The organism is Acinetobacter sp. GW821-FHT01E09, from assembly GCF_059422385.1.
Window position 1 is genome coordinate 1,994,842 of sequence record NZ_JBWKWU010000001.1, and the last position, 20,843, is coordinate 2,015,684.

The 20,843-nt window shown below is 37.7% G+C and carries 15 protein-coding genes; 10 read left to right on the forward strand and 5 right to left on the reverse strand.

The features are described from left to right. Positions 1-254: 254 nt before the first annotated feature. From AC07U8_RS09025 to AC07U8_RS09035, 3 genes are all read left to right on the forward strand, one after another. Positions 255-818, forward strand: coding sequence for a 1-acyl-sn-glycerol-3-phosphate acyltransferase (locus AC07U8_RS09025; protein WP_494737731.1), 564 nt, complete (start codon positions 255-257; stop codon positions 816-818). 106 nt (positions 819-924) lie between these two features. Continuing rightward, positions 925-1,674 carry a YebC/PmpR family DNA-binding transcriptional regulator gene (locus AC07U8_RS09030; protein ID WP_004821088.1) on the forward strand — a complete coding sequence of 250 codons (750 nt, stop codon included), beginning with the start codon at positions 925-927 and terminating at the stop codon, positions 1,672-1,674. 559 nt (positions 1,675-2,233) lie between these two features. After that, complete coding sequence (locus tag AC07U8_RS09035; protein WP_034612843.1) at positions 2,234-3,688, forward strand: hypothetical protein; 1,455 nt, start codon at positions 2,234-2,236, stop codon at positions 3,686-3,688. 245 nt (positions 3,689-3,933) lie between these two features. On the opposite strand, the gene AC07U8_RS09040 is transcribed toward AC07U8_RS09035, so the two are convergent. Beyond that, positions 3,934-4,407 carry a GrpB family protein gene (locus tag AC07U8_RS09040; protein WP_494737732.1) on the reverse strand — a complete coding sequence of 158 codons (474 nt, stop codon included), beginning with the start codon at positions 4,405-4,407 and terminating at the stop codon, positions 3,934-3,936. Between the two features lie 164 nt (positions 4,408-4,571). Beyond that, complete coding sequence (locus AC07U8_RS09045) at positions 4,572-5,045, reverse strand: Lrp/AsnC family transcriptional regulator (RefSeq protein WP_004721004.1); 474 nt, start codon at positions 5,043-5,045, stop codon at positions 4,572-4,574. Positions 5,046-5,344: 299 nt separating this feature from the next. On the opposite strand from AC07U8_RS09045, the gene AC07U8_RS09050 reads away from it, so the two are divergent. The 5 genes from AC07U8_RS09050 to AC07U8_RS09070 all read left to right on the forward strand — a co-directional run bounded on the left by AC07U8_RS09050 (position 5,345) and on the right by AC07U8_RS09070 (position 8,893). Further along, a complete protein-coding gene (locus AC07U8_RS09050) occupies positions 5,345-6,127 on the forward strand; it encodes a HesA/MoeB/ThiF family protein (RefSeq protein ID WP_494737733.1) in 783 nt (260 codons plus the stop codon). 39 nt (positions 6,128-6,166) lie between these two features. Next, positions 6,167-7,465 carry an ABC1 kinase family protein gene (locus tag AC07U8_RS09055; protein ID WP_004721001.1) on the forward strand — a complete coding sequence of 433 codons (1,299 nt, stop codon included), beginning with the start codon at positions 6,167-6,169 and terminating at the stop codon, positions 7,463-7,465. A gap of 108 nt (positions 7,466-7,573) precedes the next feature. Beyond that, positions 7,574-7,954, forward strand: a complete 381-nt coding sequence (gene folB, locus AC07U8_RS09060) for a dihydroneopterin aldolase (protein ID WP_004720998.1) — start codon at positions 7,574-7,576, stop codon at positions 7,952-7,954. After that, positions 7,911-8,342: a 2-amino-4-hydroxy-6-hydroxymethyldihydropteridine diphosphokinase gene (locus AC07U8_RS09065; RefSeq protein WP_419312144.1), complete on the forward strand. Its 432-nt coding sequence runs from the start codon at positions 7,911-7,913 to the stop codon at positions 8,340-8,342. The genes folB and AC07U8_RS09065 overlap by 44 nt, the downstream gene beginning before the upstream one ends. 26 nt (positions 8,343-8,368) lie before the next feature. Then, positions 8,369-8,893 (forward strand): COG3650 family protein, encoded by a 525-nt coding sequence (locus tag AC07U8_RS09070; protein WP_244015827.1) that lies wholly within the window; start codon positions 8,369-8,371, stop codon positions 8,891-8,893. A gap of 120 nt (positions 8,894-9,013) precedes the next feature. On the opposite strand, the gene coq7 is transcribed toward AC07U8_RS09070, so the two are convergent. Both coq7 and AC07U8_RS09080 read right to left on the reverse strand, forming a co-directional pair. Further along, complete coding sequence (coq7, locus tag AC07U8_RS09075) at positions 9,014-9,649, reverse strand: 2-polyprenyl-3-methyl-6-methoxy-1,4-benzoquinone monooxygenase (protein ID WP_494737734.1); 636 nt, start codon at positions 9,647-9,649, stop codon at positions 9,014-9,016. A gap of 1 nt (position 9,650) precedes the next feature. Beyond that, positions 9,651-10,970, reverse strand: coding sequence for an MFS transporter (locus AC07U8_RS09080; RefSeq protein WP_244015829.1), 1,320 nt, complete (start codon positions 10,968-10,970; stop codon positions 9,651-9,653). A gap of 175 nt (positions 10,971-11,145) precedes the next feature. Between AC07U8_RS09080 and AC07U8_RS09085 the strand changes: the two genes are divergently transcribed. Next, the gene (locus AC07U8_RS09085; protein ID WP_004821104.1) at positions 11,146-13,890 is read left to right on the forward strand and encodes an autotransporter assembly complex protein TamA; all 2,745 of its coding nucleotides are present in this window, start codon (positions 11,146-11,148) and stop codon (positions 13,888-13,890) included. A 35-nt stretch (positions 13,891-13,925) separates the two neighbouring features. Then, positions 13,926-18,467 carry a translocation/assembly module TamB domain-containing protein gene (locus AC07U8_RS09090; RefSeq protein ID WP_494737735.1) on the forward strand — a complete coding sequence of 1,514 codons (4,542 nt, stop codon included), beginning with the start codon at positions 13,926-13,928 and terminating at the stop codon, positions 18,465-18,467. A gap of 361 nt (positions 18,468-18,828) precedes the next feature. Here AC07U8_RS09090 and AC07U8_RS09095 read toward each other — a convergent pair whose 3' ends face one another. Next, on the reverse strand, positions 18,829-20,457 hold the full coding sequence (locus AC07U8_RS09095; protein ID WP_494737736.1) for a long-chain-fatty-acid--CoA ligase: 1,629 nt from the start codon (positions 20,455-20,457) through the stop codon (positions 18,829-18,831). Positions 20,458-20,843 lie beyond the last annotated feature (386 nt).

The window sequence follows — 20,843 nt, forward strand, 5'->3', positions numbered from 1 at the left end:
GAGTTTTATTATTGAGATTATGATTTATATGAGTGTTTTTTATGAAAAATTTATATTTTGTTCTAGAGGAAGTTAGATGATATTGGTGCGATTAACGATTTCCTATTTTAAGCATACATTTCGGTATAGCAAAACAAGGGTTTAAAATGACAAAAATAAATATACAAATGTAAAAAATAAGCACAATAGAGATTGTCTTTTTAAGCTTTTACTCGGACAATTCGCAAATTATGATTTTATGATGTCAGGTATTTATGAAAAAGATGTTGGGAGAACTTACTTTTAAGCTCTCAGGTTGGTCATACGAAGTTGATCAAAGTGTATTAGAAAAAAAACAAGTCATCATCGGTTTTGAACATACATCCATGATGGATGCTGTGTTGTCATTGGCAATTTTTCAAATTCATGACATTAAAATCCATACTTTAATTAAAAAAGAATTATTTAAAGGGCCTTTAAAACCGATTTTAGAAAAAATTGGTGGTATTCCTGTAGATCGAAAGTCAAACAAAGACATCGTTTCTCAAATGGTTGATCTGTTTCAGAGTAATGAAGAGTTTAATTTAGTGATTGCACCAGAAGCAACTCGCGCAGAACGAGGGCAAGCACGTAAACCGATCCGTACTGGTTTTTGGCATATCGCAAAAGCAGCTGGTGTTCCTATTGTTTTAATGTATGCAAACTCAAAAACAAAACAGGGTGGGATCTTTGGAAAAATTTACCCAACAGATCTAGTTCAAGACTTAGCAGAAATTAAACGTCTATATAAACAACATACAGGGCTCGATATTGTGATTCCTGAAGCAAAAAATTCTTAATTTGCATTAAATCTAAAAAATAAGCACTTTCTCATAAAAAAGTGCTTATGGTAGAATTGCCGCAATTTGATATGGCATAAAGCCAATCTACAGGAGCATATTTCGCATGGCGGGTCATTCCAAGTGGGCCAATATTAAGCATCGCAAAGCAAAACAAGATGCAAGTCGTGGTAAAGTTTTTACCAAATATATTCGTGAATTAACCACAGCAGCAAGACTTGGCGGTCCTGATGTGGGAAGTAACCCTCGTCTACGTGCTGTTGTCGAAAAAGCACTTTCAGTGAATATGACACGTGACACGATCAACCGTGCTATCCAACGTGGTGCTGGTGGTGAAGACAACGATGATTTAAAAGAAGTCACTTATGAAGGTTATGGTGTGGGTGGTGTTGCGGTTATCGTAGAAACCATGACCGATAACCTTAATCGTACTGTGCCTGATGTACGTCATTGTTTTTCTAAAACCAATGGTAACTTAGGTACTGCGGGTTCAGTGGCATACTTGTTTACCAAACGTGGTGAGATTACTTTTGAAGATGTTTCTTTAGAAGACAAAATCATGGATGTGGCTTTGGAAGCTGGCGCTGAAGATATCGAAGTGAACGAAGATGAAATCTTAGTGATCACTACACCAGAAAGTTTTGGTGATGTACAAGATGCTTTGACTGCTGCTGGTTTAAAATCTGATAATGCAGAAGTGGTTATGAGCCCATCAACAAAAGCATTGATTGCTGATGTGGATCAAGCAAAACTCATTGTGAAAATGATTGATATGTTTGAAGATCTTGATGATGTTCAAAACGTATATACCAACGTTGAATTCACAGATGAAGTATTGGCTGAATTAGACAGTTAAGTCTGATTTGAGTTGATAAAACGCACCTTTGGGTGCGTTTTTATTATTACGTGTTTAAATTTAATTTATTAAATAAAAAACAATGGTTTATAAGTTGTTTTTCATTTGACTAAATTTAAATTACTTAAATAAAATCCTTCAACAAGATGAGATCAATATTGCTTCTGTTGATCAATCAATCAAAGATTTAATGGAAATTGGACGATTTGAATACTCTTTTAGCCTGAATGAAATTTCTGATGCACTGTCGATTTTAGTTAACACTGAAAATTTTGCCAAAACAATTATAAAGCTTGCGTATGGTGAATTTAAGATCGGATTTTGAGATGAAAACCCACTCACGGTGGGCAATGCTGGAGTTCTCTTTTTAGTTATAGACCACAGTCTTCAATAGTCAAAAATTTTTATACATTAGAATGTTTAGGTAAATTAAAAAGAGTTGAGAAGAATAAAAAAAAGTATACAATTACATCAAAATTACATTGCAATTATTAATAAAAGTAATTGTTTGAATTTTTAAACTAATAAGTATTCTTACAATGAAAAAAGGATTTTTATAATGAAAAAGGTATTTTTATCAAATGCTTTTTTGGGGTTAATCTGTTTTAGCAACCATTTAGTTTATGCAAGTTCTGAAACTTTTCAACCTATGTCAGAAAGTGAAATGTCAGCGACTACTGGTCAGGCTTTAATGAGTATGTCTTTTATTGCACCTAATGATTCAGATAACTTGGAAAGACAGCGTACTGGCGGTAGCCAGAATATCGGTTTTTATCGCTTAGGTTTGGAAGCAGAACTAGAGTTGAATGCTAATATTAAAAAATTACAGCTAGGTTGTGGGGGATTGAACGGGGCTGGTGGATGTGACATTGATATTGATAATTTAAGTTTAAGTGGTATTTCTGATACTAATTCTGGCAGAGCAAGTTCCAGTGCAAAATTAACTAACCCTTTCATTGAGTTTGCAATTAAAAATCCTGGTCAGTCATCAACAAGAGAAATGGTAGGATTGAGGCTGAGTGCCGAGAAAATACTAGGTCTGATGACTTTGGGAACAGAAAATTCATCTGTTGCGAATGGACTAAATAGTTTCTCTGGATACATGAAAGTACAGTCAGGTATTGGTACTACTGTTGCAGAACAAAGTAAAATTAAAGGATATGCCGATACTGCTGCACAGTTTATGAATCTAGCTACATATCCAATTAAAGGCAACTTAGTTGCAATTGGATTAGCAAATGCAAGTTTCATCACAACTGGAGGGGGATTCAGTATTCCAGAAATGAATAACCTTCCTTTTGAAACCTCCCAAATTGTTGTTGTAGGAAATCGTAAGACATCAGTTGGTTTATCTGCATCTGTTGATATTCCAACTATTAATTTAGGGACAGGAAATGATTATCCAGCAATAGGTAGAACAACCTTTGATGCAAATGGAACCACAACAGCAGTATACACAGCTGGTAATCCCGTAGACGCTAAGATAACAGGATGTCAAAACACGGTTTTTTTAATTCCTGCTTGTTTAGCAGCACCAACAGGGCGTCAATTTACTAATATCAAAATGAGTGGTTCAGTAAGTGGTGCGAAAGCGACTGTAAATTTTCAAGAAGCTCTTGGCTTTATTCATAGCTTACAGGTGAATTCGGCTGCATCTTTAAGCTTACAAAATCAGAGTTTATTGTGGCCAGGTTCTGAATCCTTAAATATTGCACAGCCAGGTTGGTGGTTAGCACTTGCAGATCCTATCAGTATAGGTCGAGTAGAACCAACCCAAAAATTAAGTATTGAGCCATTGCTTGGTCAATTTGCTACGAAAGCTGGAGATTATTTACAGCAATATCCTGCTAGAACGAATGATCTTGGTGGAATTATTAGTGGAAATGGACTTGATGCAAATATTGGAAATGTAAATTTATCAAATGTTGCTCCCCTACAAATGAATCTATCTAACCTTCAGCTCAATGGGCAAAATTTTGCCCCAAATTGTTATGGTAGTCTTAAATTTTGTTAATCTTAATTTACTGGAATTTGTACAGAATTTAAAAGAGAACATTACGGATACTGACAATCTGAGCATCAGTAATAAATCATATCTGGTTAAGAGTGATTCAGGCAGTGCAATAATGATAAATTTTTAATAAAACATGATTATTTTTTTAATTTAATAAATGAAAATATTGAGTGCAACAAAAATGCAACATATTGATTCAATTGAATGTTAATCGCGCCTTTGGGTGCGTTTTTTATTGAGAGAATTTATTGCTGATTTAAAACAGCAGAAATAAATTTATTTTTTTCAATCCGATAATCGATCATATCTAAATTTTCACAACGCTTTTTTAGATCATTGTACGTTTGCACCAGTTCAGGCGATTGCCGGAGTTTATCTCTAAACTTAATAAATGACTCAAATTCAGAACCTTTGACAACCAATTGAAAGGCGACATCATCACCATTGAGCGATTCCAACATACACAGTTGATCCGTTCTCAGTGTTGCTAATTTTTCTTGAAAGTTTAAGTGGCAAAGCTTTTGAATTGCATCATTAAATTCAGATTGATCCACTGCAATATAAATGTCTAAATCTCCTTTAGAGATTGCATTTGGAATCGAAGAGGCGCCAATGTGCTCAATCTCTGCATTGGTTAAAAGTGCTTTGATTTGAGTTTGATAATACGCAAACCGTGCATTGCATTGTGGTTGATATTCTTCGGCAAAATAAAATCTCATAAAAAGACCCATTCAAATACAATCTGATATCTTTGATTTTTAAATTCTACTTATTTAAAACATCATAAAACCAATGTTTAAGACCAATGAGAGTAGCTTTGCTTCGTAGACTTTTAAGTCCATTCTATTCATCGTGTAGAAACTAAACTAGCTCAATACATAATTTAAATTCGATTGAGTAGGCCAGTACAATTAAACACGCGTTTATATTCTTTAATCACAAAGCTTGAATGTAGTGCAACCACATGCTCAATTTTACCAATCCGTTTGAGTAAAATTTCACTGTAATTCTCCATATCTTTTGCGATAACTTCGACAAGGAAATCAGCGGTTTGCCCAGTCACTAAAAAGGCGTTAATCACTTCAGGGATGTTTTCGAGTTCTTCTAAAAATTTAGCAAAGGTATCGGTGTCATGTTTGCTTAGGGAAATTTGTAAAATGACATGTAATTTAAAGCCTAATTTTTCAAAATTAATATCACGCTTTAGATTGGTCATGATATCAGTTTCGATCAAGTGTTTGATACGACGATGGACAGAACTTACTGACAGGTTAATACGTTCTGACAATTCATTTAGATTGATGTCTTCATGGGTTAAAATTTCTAAAATTTGTTTGTCGTAACGATCCAGTTCCATATTTTTATCCAGCTTGAAAAAATTTTCTGTATTAATGTAGATTGATTTTTATAGTTTTTCAATATTTGAATCATTTTTGAGAATAAATATCATAAAACGCTAGGTTATGGAAAATGAAACAGTTTAAATTTGACTGTATTCTGTGTTGATTCATATTATGATGCGCTTGCAAATGAACCGTTGAAAACATTGCGCTAATTGCTAAGACATAATCAAAAGAGTTAAAGATTATTTTTAGTTATTGCTCCCCTATAAAATTTTTACTTTATACTGTTTAAAATTGAAATGTTTATCCACCCATGCTTGAACACGATCTAGAACTTACCGAATCTGAAATGCATCTCTATTCCCGTCAAATTCTACTGGATGGTTGGGATATTGAGGCACAGGAAAAATTAAAACTCGCCAATGTACTGATTGTTGGTTGCGGTGGAATAGGGTGTACCACTGCCGAATTGTTGGCGCGTGCAGGTGTTGGAAAAATTAGTTTGATTGATGCTGATACGGTTGAAATCAGTAATTTACAAAGACAAATTGCCTATGTTGCGCAAGATGTCGGGTTTTATAAATCGGAGATCTTGGCCAAGAGATTACAAACAATTAATCCTTTTATCCAAGTAGAAAGCTATACCAGTAAATTGGATGAAAATAATGCGCAAGCATTGATTGCTCAGCAAGATTTAGTCTTGGATGGTTGCGATAACTTTACCACCCGTTATCTAGTGAACCATATCTGTACCCAAATGCATATCCCGTTGATTAGTGCGTCCGCAATTGGTTTCCAAGGTCAGCTTTTTATGGTTGACGGTGACTCAGCTTGTTATGAATGTTTATTTCCCAAAGCGCAACAGCATAATGAAAGTCTACGTTGTGCTGACTCTGGTGTATTGGCCACCACACCCAATGTCATGGCAAGTTTACAGGCACATCATGCACTTCTATATTTAGGTTTAGCGAAAACCCCACTGAAACAAAAACTGATGCTATGGGATGGATTAACAATGAAACAACGAATTTTAGCCTTTGAAAAAGATAGAGATTGTACAAACTGTCAGGCAAGCCATACTGCAAATGCTGATTAATTTGCTACACTTATACAAATTCAATTTAATGTTGACATTATGAAAAATAATATCTTTTTAGATGGTCTGCGTTCAGTTGCCCGAGTTGGGGAAACTGCTGTCATCGCTGCCAAAGCTGGCATTAAATACGCCACTGAAAAACCAAGTAATGCCAAACTGATGCGTGAAACCTTTGAATCATTAGGCTCAACTTATATTAAATTGGGTCAATTTATTGCCAGCACACCATCTTTATTTCCTCGTGAATATGTTGAAGAGTTTCAAGGCTGTTTAGATCAAACGCCTTATTTACCATTTAGCTATGTTCAGGACGTGTTGGAACAAGAGTTTGCTGGACGTAATTTAAGTGAAATCTTTGCATCTATTGATGAAAAGCCTCTTGCTTCAGCGTCTATTGCTCAGGTTCATGCGGCCAAATTGGTGACCGGTGAAGATGTTGTAATTAAAGTGCAAAAACCAGGTGTAGAAACTATTCTTTATACTGATTTAAATGTATTGCACTGGGCAACAAAGGTGTTGGAAAAAGCGATTCCAAAAGTAAAATTCGCTTCATTGGCAGATATTGTTGATGAAATTAAAACTCGGATGGTACGTGAAGTTGATTTTATTGAAGAAGCACAAAATTTAGATGATTTTGTGAATTATCTTAATGTGTCGCAAAACACCGCAGCAACCGCACCAAAGGTCTATCATCAATTTTCAACACGTCGGGTACTTACCATGCAACGCTTGTATGGTGTGCCATTGACTGATTTTGATGTGGTGAGAAAGGTCGCGAAAGATCCATCTCAAGTGCTGATTACCGCCATGAATACTTGGTTTGGTAGTTTGATGTTATGCCAGTCTTTCCATGCCGATTTGCATGCAGGTAATCTAATGTTGCTTGAAGATGGCCGTATTGGTTTTATTGATTTTGGTATCGTTGGGCAGTTAAAACCTGAAGTTTGGCAAGCATGTATGGCATTTATGGATGCTTTGCAAAAGACTGATTACAAATTGATGGCTGAAAATATGTTGGGTATGGGCATGACCAGCACTCAAGTCGATACGCAGGTTTTGGCAGAAGATTTAGAACGTTTATTTAGTGGAGTACTGCTTGCAGATCCACAAAAAATTATGACGTCTAATCCATCGGATTTAAATGACATCATGATGGACATGGTGGGTGTGGGCGAGCGTCATGGTATTCGTTTCCCACGTGACTTCGCTTTATTATTTAAGCAAATGCTTTATTTTGATCGTTTTATGCGTGTTCTTGCGCCATATACCGATATTTATGCTGACCAACGTTTACAGATGGTGCAAAATATTGATCCTGTGTCGCTGTTAAAACATTGATATAGATGTTTTCCCTTTGTGAAAAGCTGGTTGAGTTTGATTGTAAAATCTTACTTGGCCCTTTTTAAAAGGGCATTTTTTTATTTACATTGAGAATTTATAAACGTCATGGATGCAATTATCATTGAAGGGTTGAAAGTTGAGACGGTGATTGGCTGCTTCAATTGGGAACGGCAAATTATCCAACCTTTAATGTTGGATCTCCACATTCAAACCAGTTTAGAACAAGCGTCTAACTCAGATGAATTGGTCGATACGTTGAACTATGCTGAAATTTGTGAAATTTCTGCCAAAGTGATTCAGGATGCTGCGCCAAAATTGATCGAACATGCAGCCAAATTGGTGTTGAATACGCTTTTCTCTACCTTTCCGCCTATTGAATCGATTATGATTACGATCCGTAAGCCTGCCATTATCCCGCAAGCCAATTCTGTAGGAATTCGTCTTGAACGACACCGAAATGATATTCGCCCTAGCTCTAGCGAGTAATCGCGATCCACAACAAAATTTTCAAAAAGCATTTGCTCAGATTGCCCTTTTGGGAATGGTGTCATTTTCTCCAATCTATTTAATTCCATGCCGTGATGGAATTGGTGCAGATTATTGGAATGCTGCATGTTTGGTTCAAAGCCAGCTGTCTGTAGATGAAATGCTATCTTTATTAAAAAAGATGGAAGCAGACTCAGGTCGTGTACGCCCATCACATCAAATTTCCTTGGATATTGATCTCATTGCATGGGGATCTCATTTAACTGCAATGCAATTTAATCCAAAGAAACTACCCTTGGCGTTGGATGTTAAAGTGCCGATGTCTGATCTTTGGGAAGATGCATTATTCACACATTCCACAGATCAATTTCCAGTTATCATTTTATAGTCTTTAAAATAACTCGGTTAAAAACAATGTATTTTAAGCCCTTGGCATTATTCAGTTGCGTACTTTTATTCAGTGCATGTCGCCATTTACCTGAACAATCCGTTACACCAGCACAAGCTGTAAGTGAAGTACAAATCTTACAACAGCGAGATAACAATCTTAAGCAAAAAGTGAATGCTTATACACAAGATCAAGCTTTATTGGATGTGGCATTTGATGATCTCAATCAAGATGGGCAAGATGAAGCCATCGTGCTTTTAAAAGGACAAGATTGGTGTGGGTCCGGTGGTTGTACAATGCTGATCTTTCAAGGCAAACCCAATCAACAGTTTGACTTTTTAAGTAAAACAACCTTGGTGGATACGCCAGTTTACGCCACAACATATCTGCATAATGGTTGGAAGCAATTGCTGGTTTATAGCCGAAAGCATGGACAAGTGATGTTGAAATTTGATGGAACTCGATATCCGCTTAATCCATCTTTATTGCCTGTTGCAACTGTAAAGTTGGCACCGAATACAGCTAAATTACTTTTGGGCGATGCTGAGTAATTTTTTATTTTAATCCACATTGCTACATCAAAATGTGAGTTAGGCAGACCCTAGTAAAATGCTAAAAAACAAGCCCAGCAAGTGGGCTTGTAAATCAGTTAAATCATACTGTTAGATAAATTAGATAAAATAACTGGTCTTGGTCATCAGTTTAGAAATAGCAGTCATGGTGATCTTTACTGGAATAGGCAGCTCTATACCACCAGCAGTTAATGCTGTATCACGATGATGCAGTTCATCTTCATTCATCTGCACCAATATTTTACGTGAGCGTTCGTCTTGAGCTGGAAGCTGACTGATATGGTGTTGTAAATGTAAGCTGACTTGGCGTTCAGTTTCAGCCACAAAACCTAAACTGTATTTATCGCCTGCAATGCCAGCAAGCGCACCCATACCAAAAGAAAGACCATACCATACAGGATTCAGCAAACTAGTATGACTGTCGAGTTCCTTTAAACGATCTTCACACCAAGCCAAATGATCTTGTTCTTCAATTGCTGCAAATTCCATTTCACGACGTACATTTGGAAGTTTGGCCGTTAATGCTTGCCCATGATAAAGCGCTTGAGCACAGACTTCACCACTATGGTTGACGCGCATTAAGCCTGCAACATGGCGTGCTTCACTGACAGCCAGTTTGGTTTCGACTGCATTGGACGGATTGCTTCTTTGTGCCGAAGTTGCACCAGGTACTAAACTTCTTAAAGCTTGGTCAAATGAATTGATCAATTTATCGATGCCAGTATATTGACGCATATTAGTCCTCCAAAGAAACCTGAGTTGTCGCTATTAATGGTTTTAAACGAATTAATAACCAAGTACTAAAAATAGCACTCAGCACAGCTGTGATACAGAATAAGATTTTAATATCTATTTTCAAAATACTTAAGATGAGAATAGAAAAAATTGCCGATGAAACCATGAATATTGCATTAAAAATATTGTTTGCCGCAACCACACGCGCACGGTGTGATTTTGGGGCATAGGCTTGCATCATGGCATAAAGGGGAACGATATAAAAACCTCCACTTATACCCAATAAGGTCACCGCAAGCATGACATGATAATAAATTGCCCCTGAGTTAAACATATCAGGAATTGCAATCAGATCACCCGTTCGTTCTGGAACAAAGGCCAAACTGCCTGCTAAATAGAGCGCAAATACCGTTAAGCCAACTGCACCAAGCGGTACCATTTTGATATTCACCTCAGCACCGCCAATTTTACGGCACAGTAACGAGCCTACACCAATGCCGACAGAAAAAAAGGTAAGCAATAAACTAACGACATTTTCATTGGCATGCAGGTTTTGCTGGGTTAACTGGGGGATTTGGGTGAGGTATGTTGCACCATAAAACCAATACCAAGAATTGCCTAAAAGTACGATAAAAATTAACGGTAAACTTTTAGCATAACGAATGGTTTGGAAACTGGTCCGGAAGAAATTCCAATCGATTTCTAAATCTTCATTTGAAGTAGACTGTTTAAGGACAAAACGACTGGATAAATAACCCACCACTGCAATAGAGACGATGGTTAAGCAAATCCAGATCATATTGCCTTGTGACAGCGAAATAACTGCACCGCCTAAAATCATCCCAATTAGAATTGCAATTGATGTACCTGACTGAAATAGGGCATTACCAGACATCAATTCATTGGGTTTTAAGATTTCAGGCAAAATCGCATATTTGATTGGCCCAAAAAAAGTGCTGTGCGTACCCATTAAAAATAAGGCGAAGAGTAAAATCCAAAGATTGCCCAATAAAAAACCCGCCGAGGCGATCAGCATGATGATGATTTCTAAAATTTTAATATTTCGGACTAAAAATGAGCGTTCGTATTTATCTGCAATTTGACCCGCGGTCGCAGAGAAGATGAAATAGGGTAGAATAAACAATAACGCAGCGAGATTGTTGAGTGTGCTGATATTGGCAGACTGATGATGAATCCAACCATAGGTAATGACGAGTAATAATGATTGTTTATAAACATTATCATTCAGGGCGCCAAAAAACTGGGTAAGGAACATCGGTAAAAAACGTCGGGTCCCTAAAATATGCTCATTTTTTTCCATTGTAGACGACTTCATTTAGTTATATATAAGAAATGTGTTGAAATGGTAACTATCTCTCAAAATCATGTATCATGTTTTTAACTTAAATCATGTGTAAAACCAATTGGTTTGGGTATTTGAAAGATTTTTAATAATTGATCTTTCTACAAATAAATTTAGGTCATTCGAGCTTGGTATGCCAGCAAAAATTAATTTTAAAAAATCTGTGCTTTCACATAGTGTACATTTACACTTTGACCGTTATCATATCAATAAACTGATATGTTCAAGTGTTTTTTTAAGTGTTTTTGCGATCCCTGTCAGTTATGCCGATCAAATACAAAGCAATCAGAACTTGCCATCAAGCTCTGAAACCATCGGTACAAGTTCTGAAAAAATCAGCAATACTCAAGAACAATTAGAATCAGCAGCCATTCAACAAGGTGTACCCAACGAAAAGATCGACCAGTTAGATCAGAAAATTCAACAAGCTCAACAAACTGATCAAGTCGATAGCGTTAAAATGCTTGAACAACAAGAAAAAAATATGGGGGTGCAAGATGATTTTAAGCCGATCCAATTTGAAGATCTTGAAGAGTTACCTGCTGTTGCTGTGGATCAGTCTTTAGCAAATGAAATTTATAAAGTTGCAGAAGATGCAAAAACGGATGCACAGAATTTTCGTAATGGGGTGACCAAAGCACCTCAAGTTGAAGTGACTAATGCGACCCAGCAAGAATTGAATGAAATTACGCAAGCGCCAGTCAATGTTGATCAGCTTATACAAACGATTCGTGCGGACAATAAAATTTCTGTAGAGGAAAATCAATCGGGTAAAACCTTGGTTGATAATACACAGAGTAATAGCGATGAAGAAAAGGCTAAACCTGGTTTCTTTAAAAGTTTAGTCAATAAAATCCGTGGGCCGCAAGACAACGGTGTACCAATTCCAAAAATCAGTGTTTCCGTGACGGGGGCGCCTACGGTTCTTGCAACTAACTTAAAAGCAAAATTAGGAACCTTTACCCAAGAAGCATATTCTGACTTTAATGGCTCGGTGCCACAGTTAAGAACACTGGCGGTACAGGCTGCTCAAGCAGTAGGTTATTACAATGCAGAATTTAAGTTTACTAAAATCGATGATACCCATTTAGGGGTTAAAGTCACCCCACATGATCCAGTCAAAGTGACTGAACAAAATATTGAGTTTACAGGGGCTGGCGCTAAACTGGCACAGTTCCAAGTTATTGGCGTACTTCCTGATTTAGAAGAAGGTGATATTCTCAATCATGGTGCTTATGAATCTACCAAAAGCCGAATAGTAGATGCAGCATCGAATAACGGGTTTTTTGATGGTTATTGGCGTTTACATGATGTCAAAGTTGAACAACCGCAAAACAAAGCTAAAATTGATTTAAAGTACGAAACGGGCGATCGTTATAAATTGCAAGATGTTGAATTTAGAATGAGTGATCCTTCTAAGCCACTTCCGATCGATTTAAAAATCTTAAAAACCTTAGCGCCGTGGGAAGATGGTGCGGATTACACCGCATGGCGTGTCAATGGTTTGGCCAATAACTTAACCAACTCACGTTATTTTAACTATACCTTGGTTGATGCGATTAAACCGGATGCAATCGTAAAACCACTTGAGCTTCCCGCAGATCTGCAAGCTTTAGTAGATCAGCAAAAAATCACTGAAACGACATTGTCTGCGCAAACCAATGCCGATAAAGCGCATTTGTCAGATAAAGAAGTAACCCAAAATGTGGTCAATGAAAATCAGTTTGCGGGAACGCAAGGTGAAGAAGTCAATCCGAACTTAAAGCAGCTTCAAGCACAACAGAAAGAAAAAGAATCCGATGATGATCTATTAAAAGATCAGGCACGTGAGAATAAAAAGATTCCTGTGATTGTGACTTTAAATGCGGATCGCTTAAACAGTTTAGAAACAGGTATTGGTTATGGGACTGATACAGGGGTACGTTTACGTAGCCAATATAGACGTGCGATCGTCAACCATTTAGGGCATTCTTTTGATGCCAATATGGAATTGTCACAAATTCGTCAAGCCATTGATGCTCGCTATAACATTCCTTATAAACATCCATTAAATGATTACTTCAGTTTGGTTGCAGGTTATGAGAGAGAAACCCGTGATGGTATTGGTAATGACATGGATTTGGTTATTGAGTCTGCGGTAGCTGGGGTAGACCGTATTATTAAAGGTTCCAGAAAAGAGTGGCAGCATATTCTTGGCGTGCGTTACCGTTTAGACCGTGTTACTCAAAATGGTCCTGTAGATATTGCCAATATTCCTGATGCTTTTTTAATTCCTGGTTCAAATCAAGAACAGCAATCATTGTTGTTGGGTTATGAAGCAACCAAAACAACCAGTGATAATCGGATCAATCCAACACGCGGATATAAGCAAAGTTATAAAATTCAGCTTGGCAGTAAATCTTTACTTTCAGATACGGATATGGCGATTACCAGTGCAGATTGGAAAGGTTTATATTCTTTTGGTCAAAATGATAATCATCAGGTGGTTGGTGGTTTGAATGTCGGCTATATTTTTGCCAAAGATTTTGAACAAGTTCCTTATAATTTAAGATATTTCGCTGGTGGGGATCAGAGTTTACGAGGCTTCGATTATAAGAGCCTATCCCCAACGGAATATGGCTATAAAGTCGGTGGTCAAGGTTTGGCTGTCGGTTCATTGGAATACAATTACCAATTTAAAGAGGGTTGGCGTGGCGCAATATTCAGTGACTTTGGTAATGCTTACGATAAATCATTTAGTAACGATACCCAATATAGCTTAGGCTTAGGAATCCGTTGGAAGTCACCAATTGGTCCGATTCGAATTGATGTTGCATCAGGTGTTTCAGATCCTGCTCGCCCAATTCGACTGCACTTCTTTATTGGTTCACAACTTTAATTAACTAAAAATATAAGAGAATTACTGGAAATATTATGGCTGATGAAGAACATCAAGATGTTCAAAATGAACAGCAAAATGATCAACTAAAGCAAGAGCAGACACCGAAGAAGCGCAATATATTGCGTAATATTCTGATGTCATTGCTTTTGGTCATTATTTTATTGATTGCTGCATTGGCTGTGATGTTTAGTACCGATAAAGGCAGTAAGTTTTTATTGGATCGGGTTGCTTCAAGCCAGAAAATTATTGATTACCAATATGAAAGCGGTAACTTGCTTCAAGGGATCATACTTAAAAATGTTTTGGTCACTCTCGCTGCGGTTGATGTCAAAATTGATCGTGCGGATGTTTCCTTGGGTTGGCGCGCAATATTAGATAAAGAAATTCATTTGAGCCATGCTGATGTTAACAATTTAAGAATTATCAGCAAAACACCACCAAGCGATGAACCCTTTAAGTTTAGCGAAATCGAGTTACCCTTTGTTTTACGTTTAGATGAAGCGAATGTAGATCATATGCAGTTGCAAACTGCCTCTACAAAAATTGATTTTAACGATATTCATTTAGAAAATGCATTGTGGTCGGGTACAGAGCTGAAGTTTGAAAACTCTAAAATGGACATGGGCTATTTATCTGTAAAAGACGCGACAGGTAATATGAACTTTAAGCAAGGCGATTATCCACTGAATGCCAAAGCAATTTTGCGGATCCCGAGTTTAAAAAGTTTGAATGTTGAAGATATTTACGTACATGCGCGTGGTTCACTCGACACGATTAAAGCGGGTGTTGCAACGAAAACGCCCGATCTTTTAACGGGCTGGGCGGTGATCCATCCGATGCGTCATGATGTTCCAATGAATGGTGCTTTGGTTTTTAAAGATTATCATTGGCCGTTGTTGCAGGAACAAGAATTACTGTCTAAAAATGGCTTGGCGAAATTTCAAGGTGATGTTAAAGGCTTAAACTTAGACATCAACACAGACATTAGTGGTAAAAATATCCCACAAGGTCAATATACTGCTTTAGCACATACCGATTTAACCAATCAGTTGAATATTAATAATTTAAATGGTCAATTGATGGGTGGTGCTTTAAATCTTGCAGGTTTGGTCAGTTGGCAAGATCATGTGCATTGGGATGTGCAAGGCCGTTTAGATCGAATCAATCCAAAAGATAAAATTATCCCACAAGTGATTCAAGACTTTTTACCTGTTTCCCTTGATGCCAAAATTGGTTCAGTGGGCGAATTAAAACAAGGTATGCATTTAACCGCCAATGTTGACTTTGATAAATATGAAGCTTGGAAGGTTAAATTAGATCAAGCTGAGCAAAAGGGTAAAAAGCCTGAACCGATGTTATTGGGGGTTAACTGGAAAAATATCGACCGAGCCGTGCCTTATGTGGGTTGGTTAAGCAGTGAACAAGGTCAGGTTGAAGTTGCACTGGTTGACGATCAGCAAAATATTCATGTGGCAACCGTTGTACGTCAACATGAAAAAGGCAGTTTACCTGAGGGCAAATACACAGCTCAGTTAGACCTAAAAGGCAATGATTTACACGTACCAGCATTTGAATATGTGGCAACGAAAGGCAGTTTATCTGGAAACGCAGTTGTTGAATTACCTACTGAAAAACGCCAGTTAAAATGGAATGCCTTACTCAATGCAAAAGATTTTAATCCACAAAGTATTGTCGCAACTGCACCAGTAGATTTAATCAATGGGCAAATAAAAGCCAATGGTTATGCGAAACCAAATCAACAATTGATTAATTTTGATGCGATTAATTTAACTGGGCGACTTGCAAATCAAGCCAACCCTGAAACAATCCAATTGACAGGTAAAAGTACAGCCGCAGTTATTTTCAATGATGCCAATGCTGGTGGAGCGTTTAAAGGCTTTGCTGTGAATTATGACGGGGCATTAAATGCGTCACAGCTAAAACAAGGCAGTGGCTTGTTAAAGATCAGAGTTGCAGGTACACCAGAGCTAATTAAAATATCTGAGCTACAGCATGATGGTGTTGCTGGAAAAATCTTAGCCAATGGCTTGGTGCATATCAGCAATGGCATCGGTTGGGATATCAACGCATCTTTGGTGCGTTTTAAACCACAATATTTTGTTTCTTCTGTCCGTGGTGAAGTTTCTGGGAATGTGAAGACTCAGGGGAATTGGTCAGATCGTCTGAAGAGAATTAATATTCAACAATTGAATATTGCAGGCATGATCAATAACAAACCCTTAAGAGGACGCGGTAACCTTGCAGTTGTTTTAAATTCTGATTTAAAAGGCTTGATGCCACAGCAATTTGAAGCCAACAACTTATTTTTGTCTTATGCCAATAACCAAGTTCAGGCGACAGGAAATGCACAGAATCTACGATTAAAAGTCAATGCACCTGCATTATATGAGCTTTATCCGGGATTACGTGGTACAGCATATGGTTATTTGAATCTACAAGCACAGCCACGTCTGAGTGCAACTGCAAACCTCACAGTCGATAATTTTAGTTTTAATGATAGTCTAAGCATTAAAAAATTAAGCTTAAAAGGTGAATTGCCAACCTCTGAAACTGTAGCGTCGAAAATGGTGGCGCAAATGGATACTTTGCGCAGTGGAAACCGTGAGATTCAGCATGCAGGGATTACACTTTCTGGCACACGTAAAGCACATTTATTACAGCTTCAGGCATGGAACTATTATTCTAAGTTCTATGTGCAGCTTGCAGGTGGATTTAATGCGCAAAATGATTGGTTGGGTCAGATTCAAAAAGGTGAGTTTGACTCAGTAAGAGCGCACTTATTACAACAACAAAATGCGCCGGTTATTTTTAACGCGTCAAAATCGGAGTTATATGTTGGGCAGCATTGTTGGTCAAGTCAGCAAAGCCAATTGTGTTTTGATCAACCGATCCGCGCAAGTCAGCAAAATGGTAATGTTTCTTTTGTTACTAAAAACCTAGATCTGAATGATTTTGCTGCGTTTATGCCAGAAGGTTTGGCACTGACGGGGAAATTAAATGGTTATGCAAAAGCATCATGGGCGAAAGGTGCACAGCCTAAATTAGATGCCAAGCTGGTTACTCGTAATGGGCAAATTGGTATTGCGGCAGAAGATCCGAATGATCCTTCAACTTCAATGAACTATGACGAAGCCAGTGTAATTGCAAAAAGCATAAAAGATGGTTTGCTATTGCGTGTTGATTTAAAAGCGCCGAATGTTGGAACAGGTTATGCCAGTGTCATTGTCAATCCATATGTCGAGTCTAAGCCGATGCGTGGTGAGGTGGCATTTAATGAAGTTCAGCTGAAAATCTTAAAACCATTTATTGCTGATGTACGTAAGCTTGATGGGACTTTATCACTTGCAGGAAAAATTAACGGTACGCTGACACAACCATTGTTTGATGGTGAAATGCGCTTGAAAAATGGTGAAATTAGTATGATTTCACTGCCTGTGAATTTGAATAATGTTCAGATTTACACTTCAATTCGTCAAGACGTTGCAACAATTAATGGTGCATTTAACAGTGGTCGTGGTGTCGGTAAAATTAATGGCAGTATCGATTGGAAAAATGATCCACATATACAATTACGTCTCAATGGCGATAAATTGCTGATTCGTCAAGCACCGTTGATCACTGCAGTTGTCGATACTGATATTGAATTGGATGCTTTACCTTTAAGTAAGAAACTGACCGTTAAAGGTAAAGTTGATGTACCTAGTGCATTAATTTCAATGCCTGAATCCAGTGCAACCGTAGTCAATGTGTCACCTGATGTCCGTATTGTAAAAGAAGGTCAAAATCAGCTTGCAGTGCTTAAAGCAGCACAGCCGTGGTCTATACGTGCAGATGTTTCAGTAAACTTGGGCGATAAAGTTATTTTCCAAGGCTTTAATAGTCGTATTCCATTGGTGGGCCGTCTTTACCTTTCTCAACGTGGTTTGGAAACTGCAATGCGTGCCAATGGTGCGATTGGTGTCAGTCAAAAAGTAACCGTTGAAGCTTATGGTCAGCGCTTAGACTTAAATCGTGCCATTGCTCGTTTTAATGGCCCATTGTCTAATCCTACATTGGATGTTGATACCAATAAGAGTATTTCTGGCAGTACGGTAGGTCTACGTATTACAGGCACAGCTTCTAGTCCAAACATTCAAGTTTATAATGATGCTGGTTTGTCAGATCAGGAAGCGATGAATGCTTTAATTACAGGACGTATTAATGAAGGTTCTAGTGGCTTAAGTAATGCTGAAGGATTTAAATCGGATGTAAACAATACGATTGCAGCAGCAGGGATCAGTTTGGGGCTAGGGGGAACGCGCGCATTTACCAATCAAATTGGACGTACATTTGGTTTAAGTGGTTTGTCTTTTGATGCACAAGGGACTGGGGATGATACGCAGGTCAGTTTGACGGGTTATATTACCCCTGACTTGTATATTCGCTATGGTGTGGGGGTATTTACACCAGTGAATAAACTGACTTTACGTTATCAAATGAATAAACGTTTATATCTGGAAGCCAGCCAGTCTTTAGAAAAAGCCATTGACGTGTTCTATCATTGGAGATTCTAGCCAAAACATTTTAAATGCAATCGGTATTGAAATGTAGTTGATCAATATTGAAAAACTCGGATTACGATCCGAGTTTTTTTATGCTTAAATCAAATGAGATGAATCATTGAGCTAAACAAAGCGCATCGTAAAATGCTTGGAATGTGATCAGCGCAAAGATCTTGTACATAGCTATTAAAAGCCAATAGGCGAGTATATTAAAGATCTTTATATTGTACTTGTCTTGCTGATTTATGCTGATTGTTTAAGACTGATCATGGGTTGAATATTTAATTTTTTAGAAGTAGAAAAGCCCAATGAAATATTGGGCTTTTAAAACTGATTTGAGGAAGGTGTTACACGCTAAAGCGCTTCAATAGCGTTATTCAGTTAATAACACATCTCCATATTGTTCACGCAAATCACGCTTTAACATTTTACCGGTACCTGTTAAAGGAATGGATTCAACAAAAATAACTTTATCCGGGATTTGCCATTTTGCAATCTTATCTGCATAGTAATCCAATAGTTCTTGCTCAGTAATGTGACTACCTTGCTGTTTAATCGCAATCACCACTGGGCGTTCATCCCATTTTGGGTGGTTTGCTGCAATCACAGCAGCCACCGCAATTTCAGGATGATTCATGGCAATGTTTTCAAGTTCAACAGAAGAAATCCACTCACCACCTGATTTAATTAAATCTTTGGCACGATCACTTAACAGCAGATAGCCGTCCTCATTAATCGTGGCGATATCACCGGTATCAAACCAACCATCAGCACTTAACGCTTTTTCAGATTTGCCATAATAAGATTCAATAATCCAATGGCCTTTGACTTGCAGGTTCCCCGTGCTATGTCCATCACGGGCAACTTCATGTGTACCATTTTCTTCATCGGTAATACGTAAATCTACGCCAAAAGGTGGGCGACCTTGAGACAAGCGAACTTTAAATTGTTCTTCTTCACTTAAATTTAGGTGTTTGGCTTTAAGTTGGTTGCCTGTGCCCAATGGGCTCATTTCAGTCATACCCCATGCATGAATAGTTTCGCAATGATAGATGTCTCTAAATGCTTTCATCATCGCAGGTGGGCAAGCTGAACCGCCAACGACATTGCGTTTAAGGCTTTCAAGAGCGCTACCAGATTGTTTTGCTGCGGCAAGCAAGCCTTGCCAAATGGTCGGTACACCGAGCGCAATACTGACTTTATATTCATCAATCATTTGTACTAAGCTGGCACCATCTAAACCCGGCCCCGGGAGTATCAATGTACAACCGACCATTGCTGCGGCATAAGGTGTACCCCAGGCATTGACATGGAACATGGGAACCACAGGTAACATAATATCTTTTGCAGATAAATTTAGTGAGTCGGGCAGTGCGATCGCATAAGTGTGTAAAATGGTTGAGCGATGACTATACAAAGCGCCTTTTGGATTGCCCGTTGTTCCTGAGGTATAGCAAAGCGAGCTTGCGGTATTTTCCTCAAAATTTGGCCACTCGTACTGTACAGAATGTTCTGCAATCAGCACATCATAGAATTTAACATCTGGGAGGGCATCGGCAATATCTTGGTCAAAAGCACCCAGATAAACGAAATGTTCGACATGAGGGGTAAGGGCTTTCACTGCTTTGATTAGCGGTAAAAAGGTTTTATCAAATAACACCACTTTGTCTTGAGCATCATTGATAATAAAGATCAATTGTTCAGGAAAAAGTCTAGGGTTGATGGTGTGACAGACCAAGCCACTTCCGGAAATTGCATACCAAGATTCAAGATGACGATGATTATTCCATGCAATCGTTGCAACTCGGTCGCCTAAGCCTAAACCCAATCCAGCGAGAGCATTGGCAAAGCGTTTCGAGTTTTCACTTACATGTGTCCAATCTGTTTTTGTAATCGTGCCATCGGTATTTTTTGAAATAATCGCAGTATCACCATGATAACGCGTAGCATGCTCAATGAGGCTACTGATTAATAATGGTTGCTGCATCATACGTCCTTGCATATAAAATTCCTTTATAATCTTGTTGATAGGCTTAAATTGTATTTTTCTCAGAAGCTTTCTAAGTGAAAAAAATTGTTAAATAGAAAAAGCTATCATTTCATCCTATATAAAAGTCAGATTAAATCAAGCTTAAAAACAATATATTTTTGCAACATTTTTATTATTTTAACCAATAAAAAACAATAGCTTAGTTGGATTATCACGATTTGAAAATTTGATCAAGAAATGTGGGATATCAGACTAAAGAACTAGGGAAAAGTATTACTCAGATATATGTATATGTGCTAAACATATTCTATGTCTTGTTAAGGCATTGATGTTTTAGGATGAAACTATATTGATGTGAGATATTAAAAGGAGTTTTAGAATGTTTCAAAAAATCAGAA

Excerpts from the sequence above, each read along its gene's own strand:
- AC07U8_RS09025 (WP_494737731.1), top strand. The coding sequence starts at position 255 with ATGAAAAAGATGTTGGGAGAACTTACTTTTAAGCTCTCAGGTTGGTCA.
- AC07U8_RS09030 (WP_004821088.1), top strand. The coding sequence starts at position 925 with ATGGCGGGTCATTCCAAGTGGGCCAATATTAAGCATCGCAAAGCAAAA.
- AC07U8_RS09035 (WP_034612843.1), top strand. The coding sequence starts at position 2,234 with ATGAAAAAGGTATTTTTATCAAATGCTTTTTTGGGGTTAATCTGTTTT.
- AC07U8_RS09040 (WP_494737732.1), bottom strand. The coding sequence starts at position 4,407 with ATGAGATTTTATTTTGCCGAAGAATATCAACCACAATGCAATGCACGG.
- AC07U8_RS09045 (WP_004721004.1), bottom strand. The coding sequence starts at position 5,045 with ATGGAACTGGATCGTTACGACAAACAAATTTTAGAAATTTTAACCCAT.
- AC07U8_RS09050 (WP_494737733.1), top strand. The coding sequence starts at position 5,345 with ATGCTTGAACACGATCTAGAACTTACCGAATCTGAAATGCATCTCTAT.
- AC07U8_RS09055 (WP_004721001.1), top strand. The coding sequence starts at position 6,167 with ATGAAAAATAATATCTTTTTAGATGGTCTGCGTTCAGTTGCCCGAGTT.
- folB (WP_004720998.1), top strand. The coding sequence starts at position 7,574 with ATGGATGCAATTATCATTGAAGGGTTGAAAGTTGAGACGGTGATTGGC.
- AC07U8_RS09070 (WP_244015827.1), top strand. The coding sequence starts at position 8,369 with ATGTATTTTAAGCCCTTGGCATTATTCAGTTGCGTACTTTTATTCAGT.
- coq7 (WP_494737734.1), bottom strand. The coding sequence starts at position 9,649 with ATGCGTCAATATACTGGCATCGATAAATTGATCAATTCATTTGACCAA.
- AC07U8_RS09080 (WP_244015829.1), bottom strand. The coding sequence starts at position 10,970 with ATGGAAAAAAATGAGCATATTTTAGGGACCCGACGTTTTTTACCGATG.
- AC07U8_RS09085 (WP_004821104.1), top strand. The coding sequence starts at position 11,146 with ATGCCAGCAAAAATTAATTTTAAAAAATCTGTGCTTTCACATAGTGTA.
- AC07U8_RS09090 (WP_494737735.1), top strand. The coding sequence starts at position 13,926 with ATGGCTGATGAAGAACATCAAGATGTTCAAAATGAACAGCAAAATGAT.
- AC07U8_RS09095 (WP_494737736.1), bottom strand. The coding sequence starts at position 20,457 with ATGCAAGGACGTATGATGCAGCAACCATTATTAATCAGTAGCCTCATT.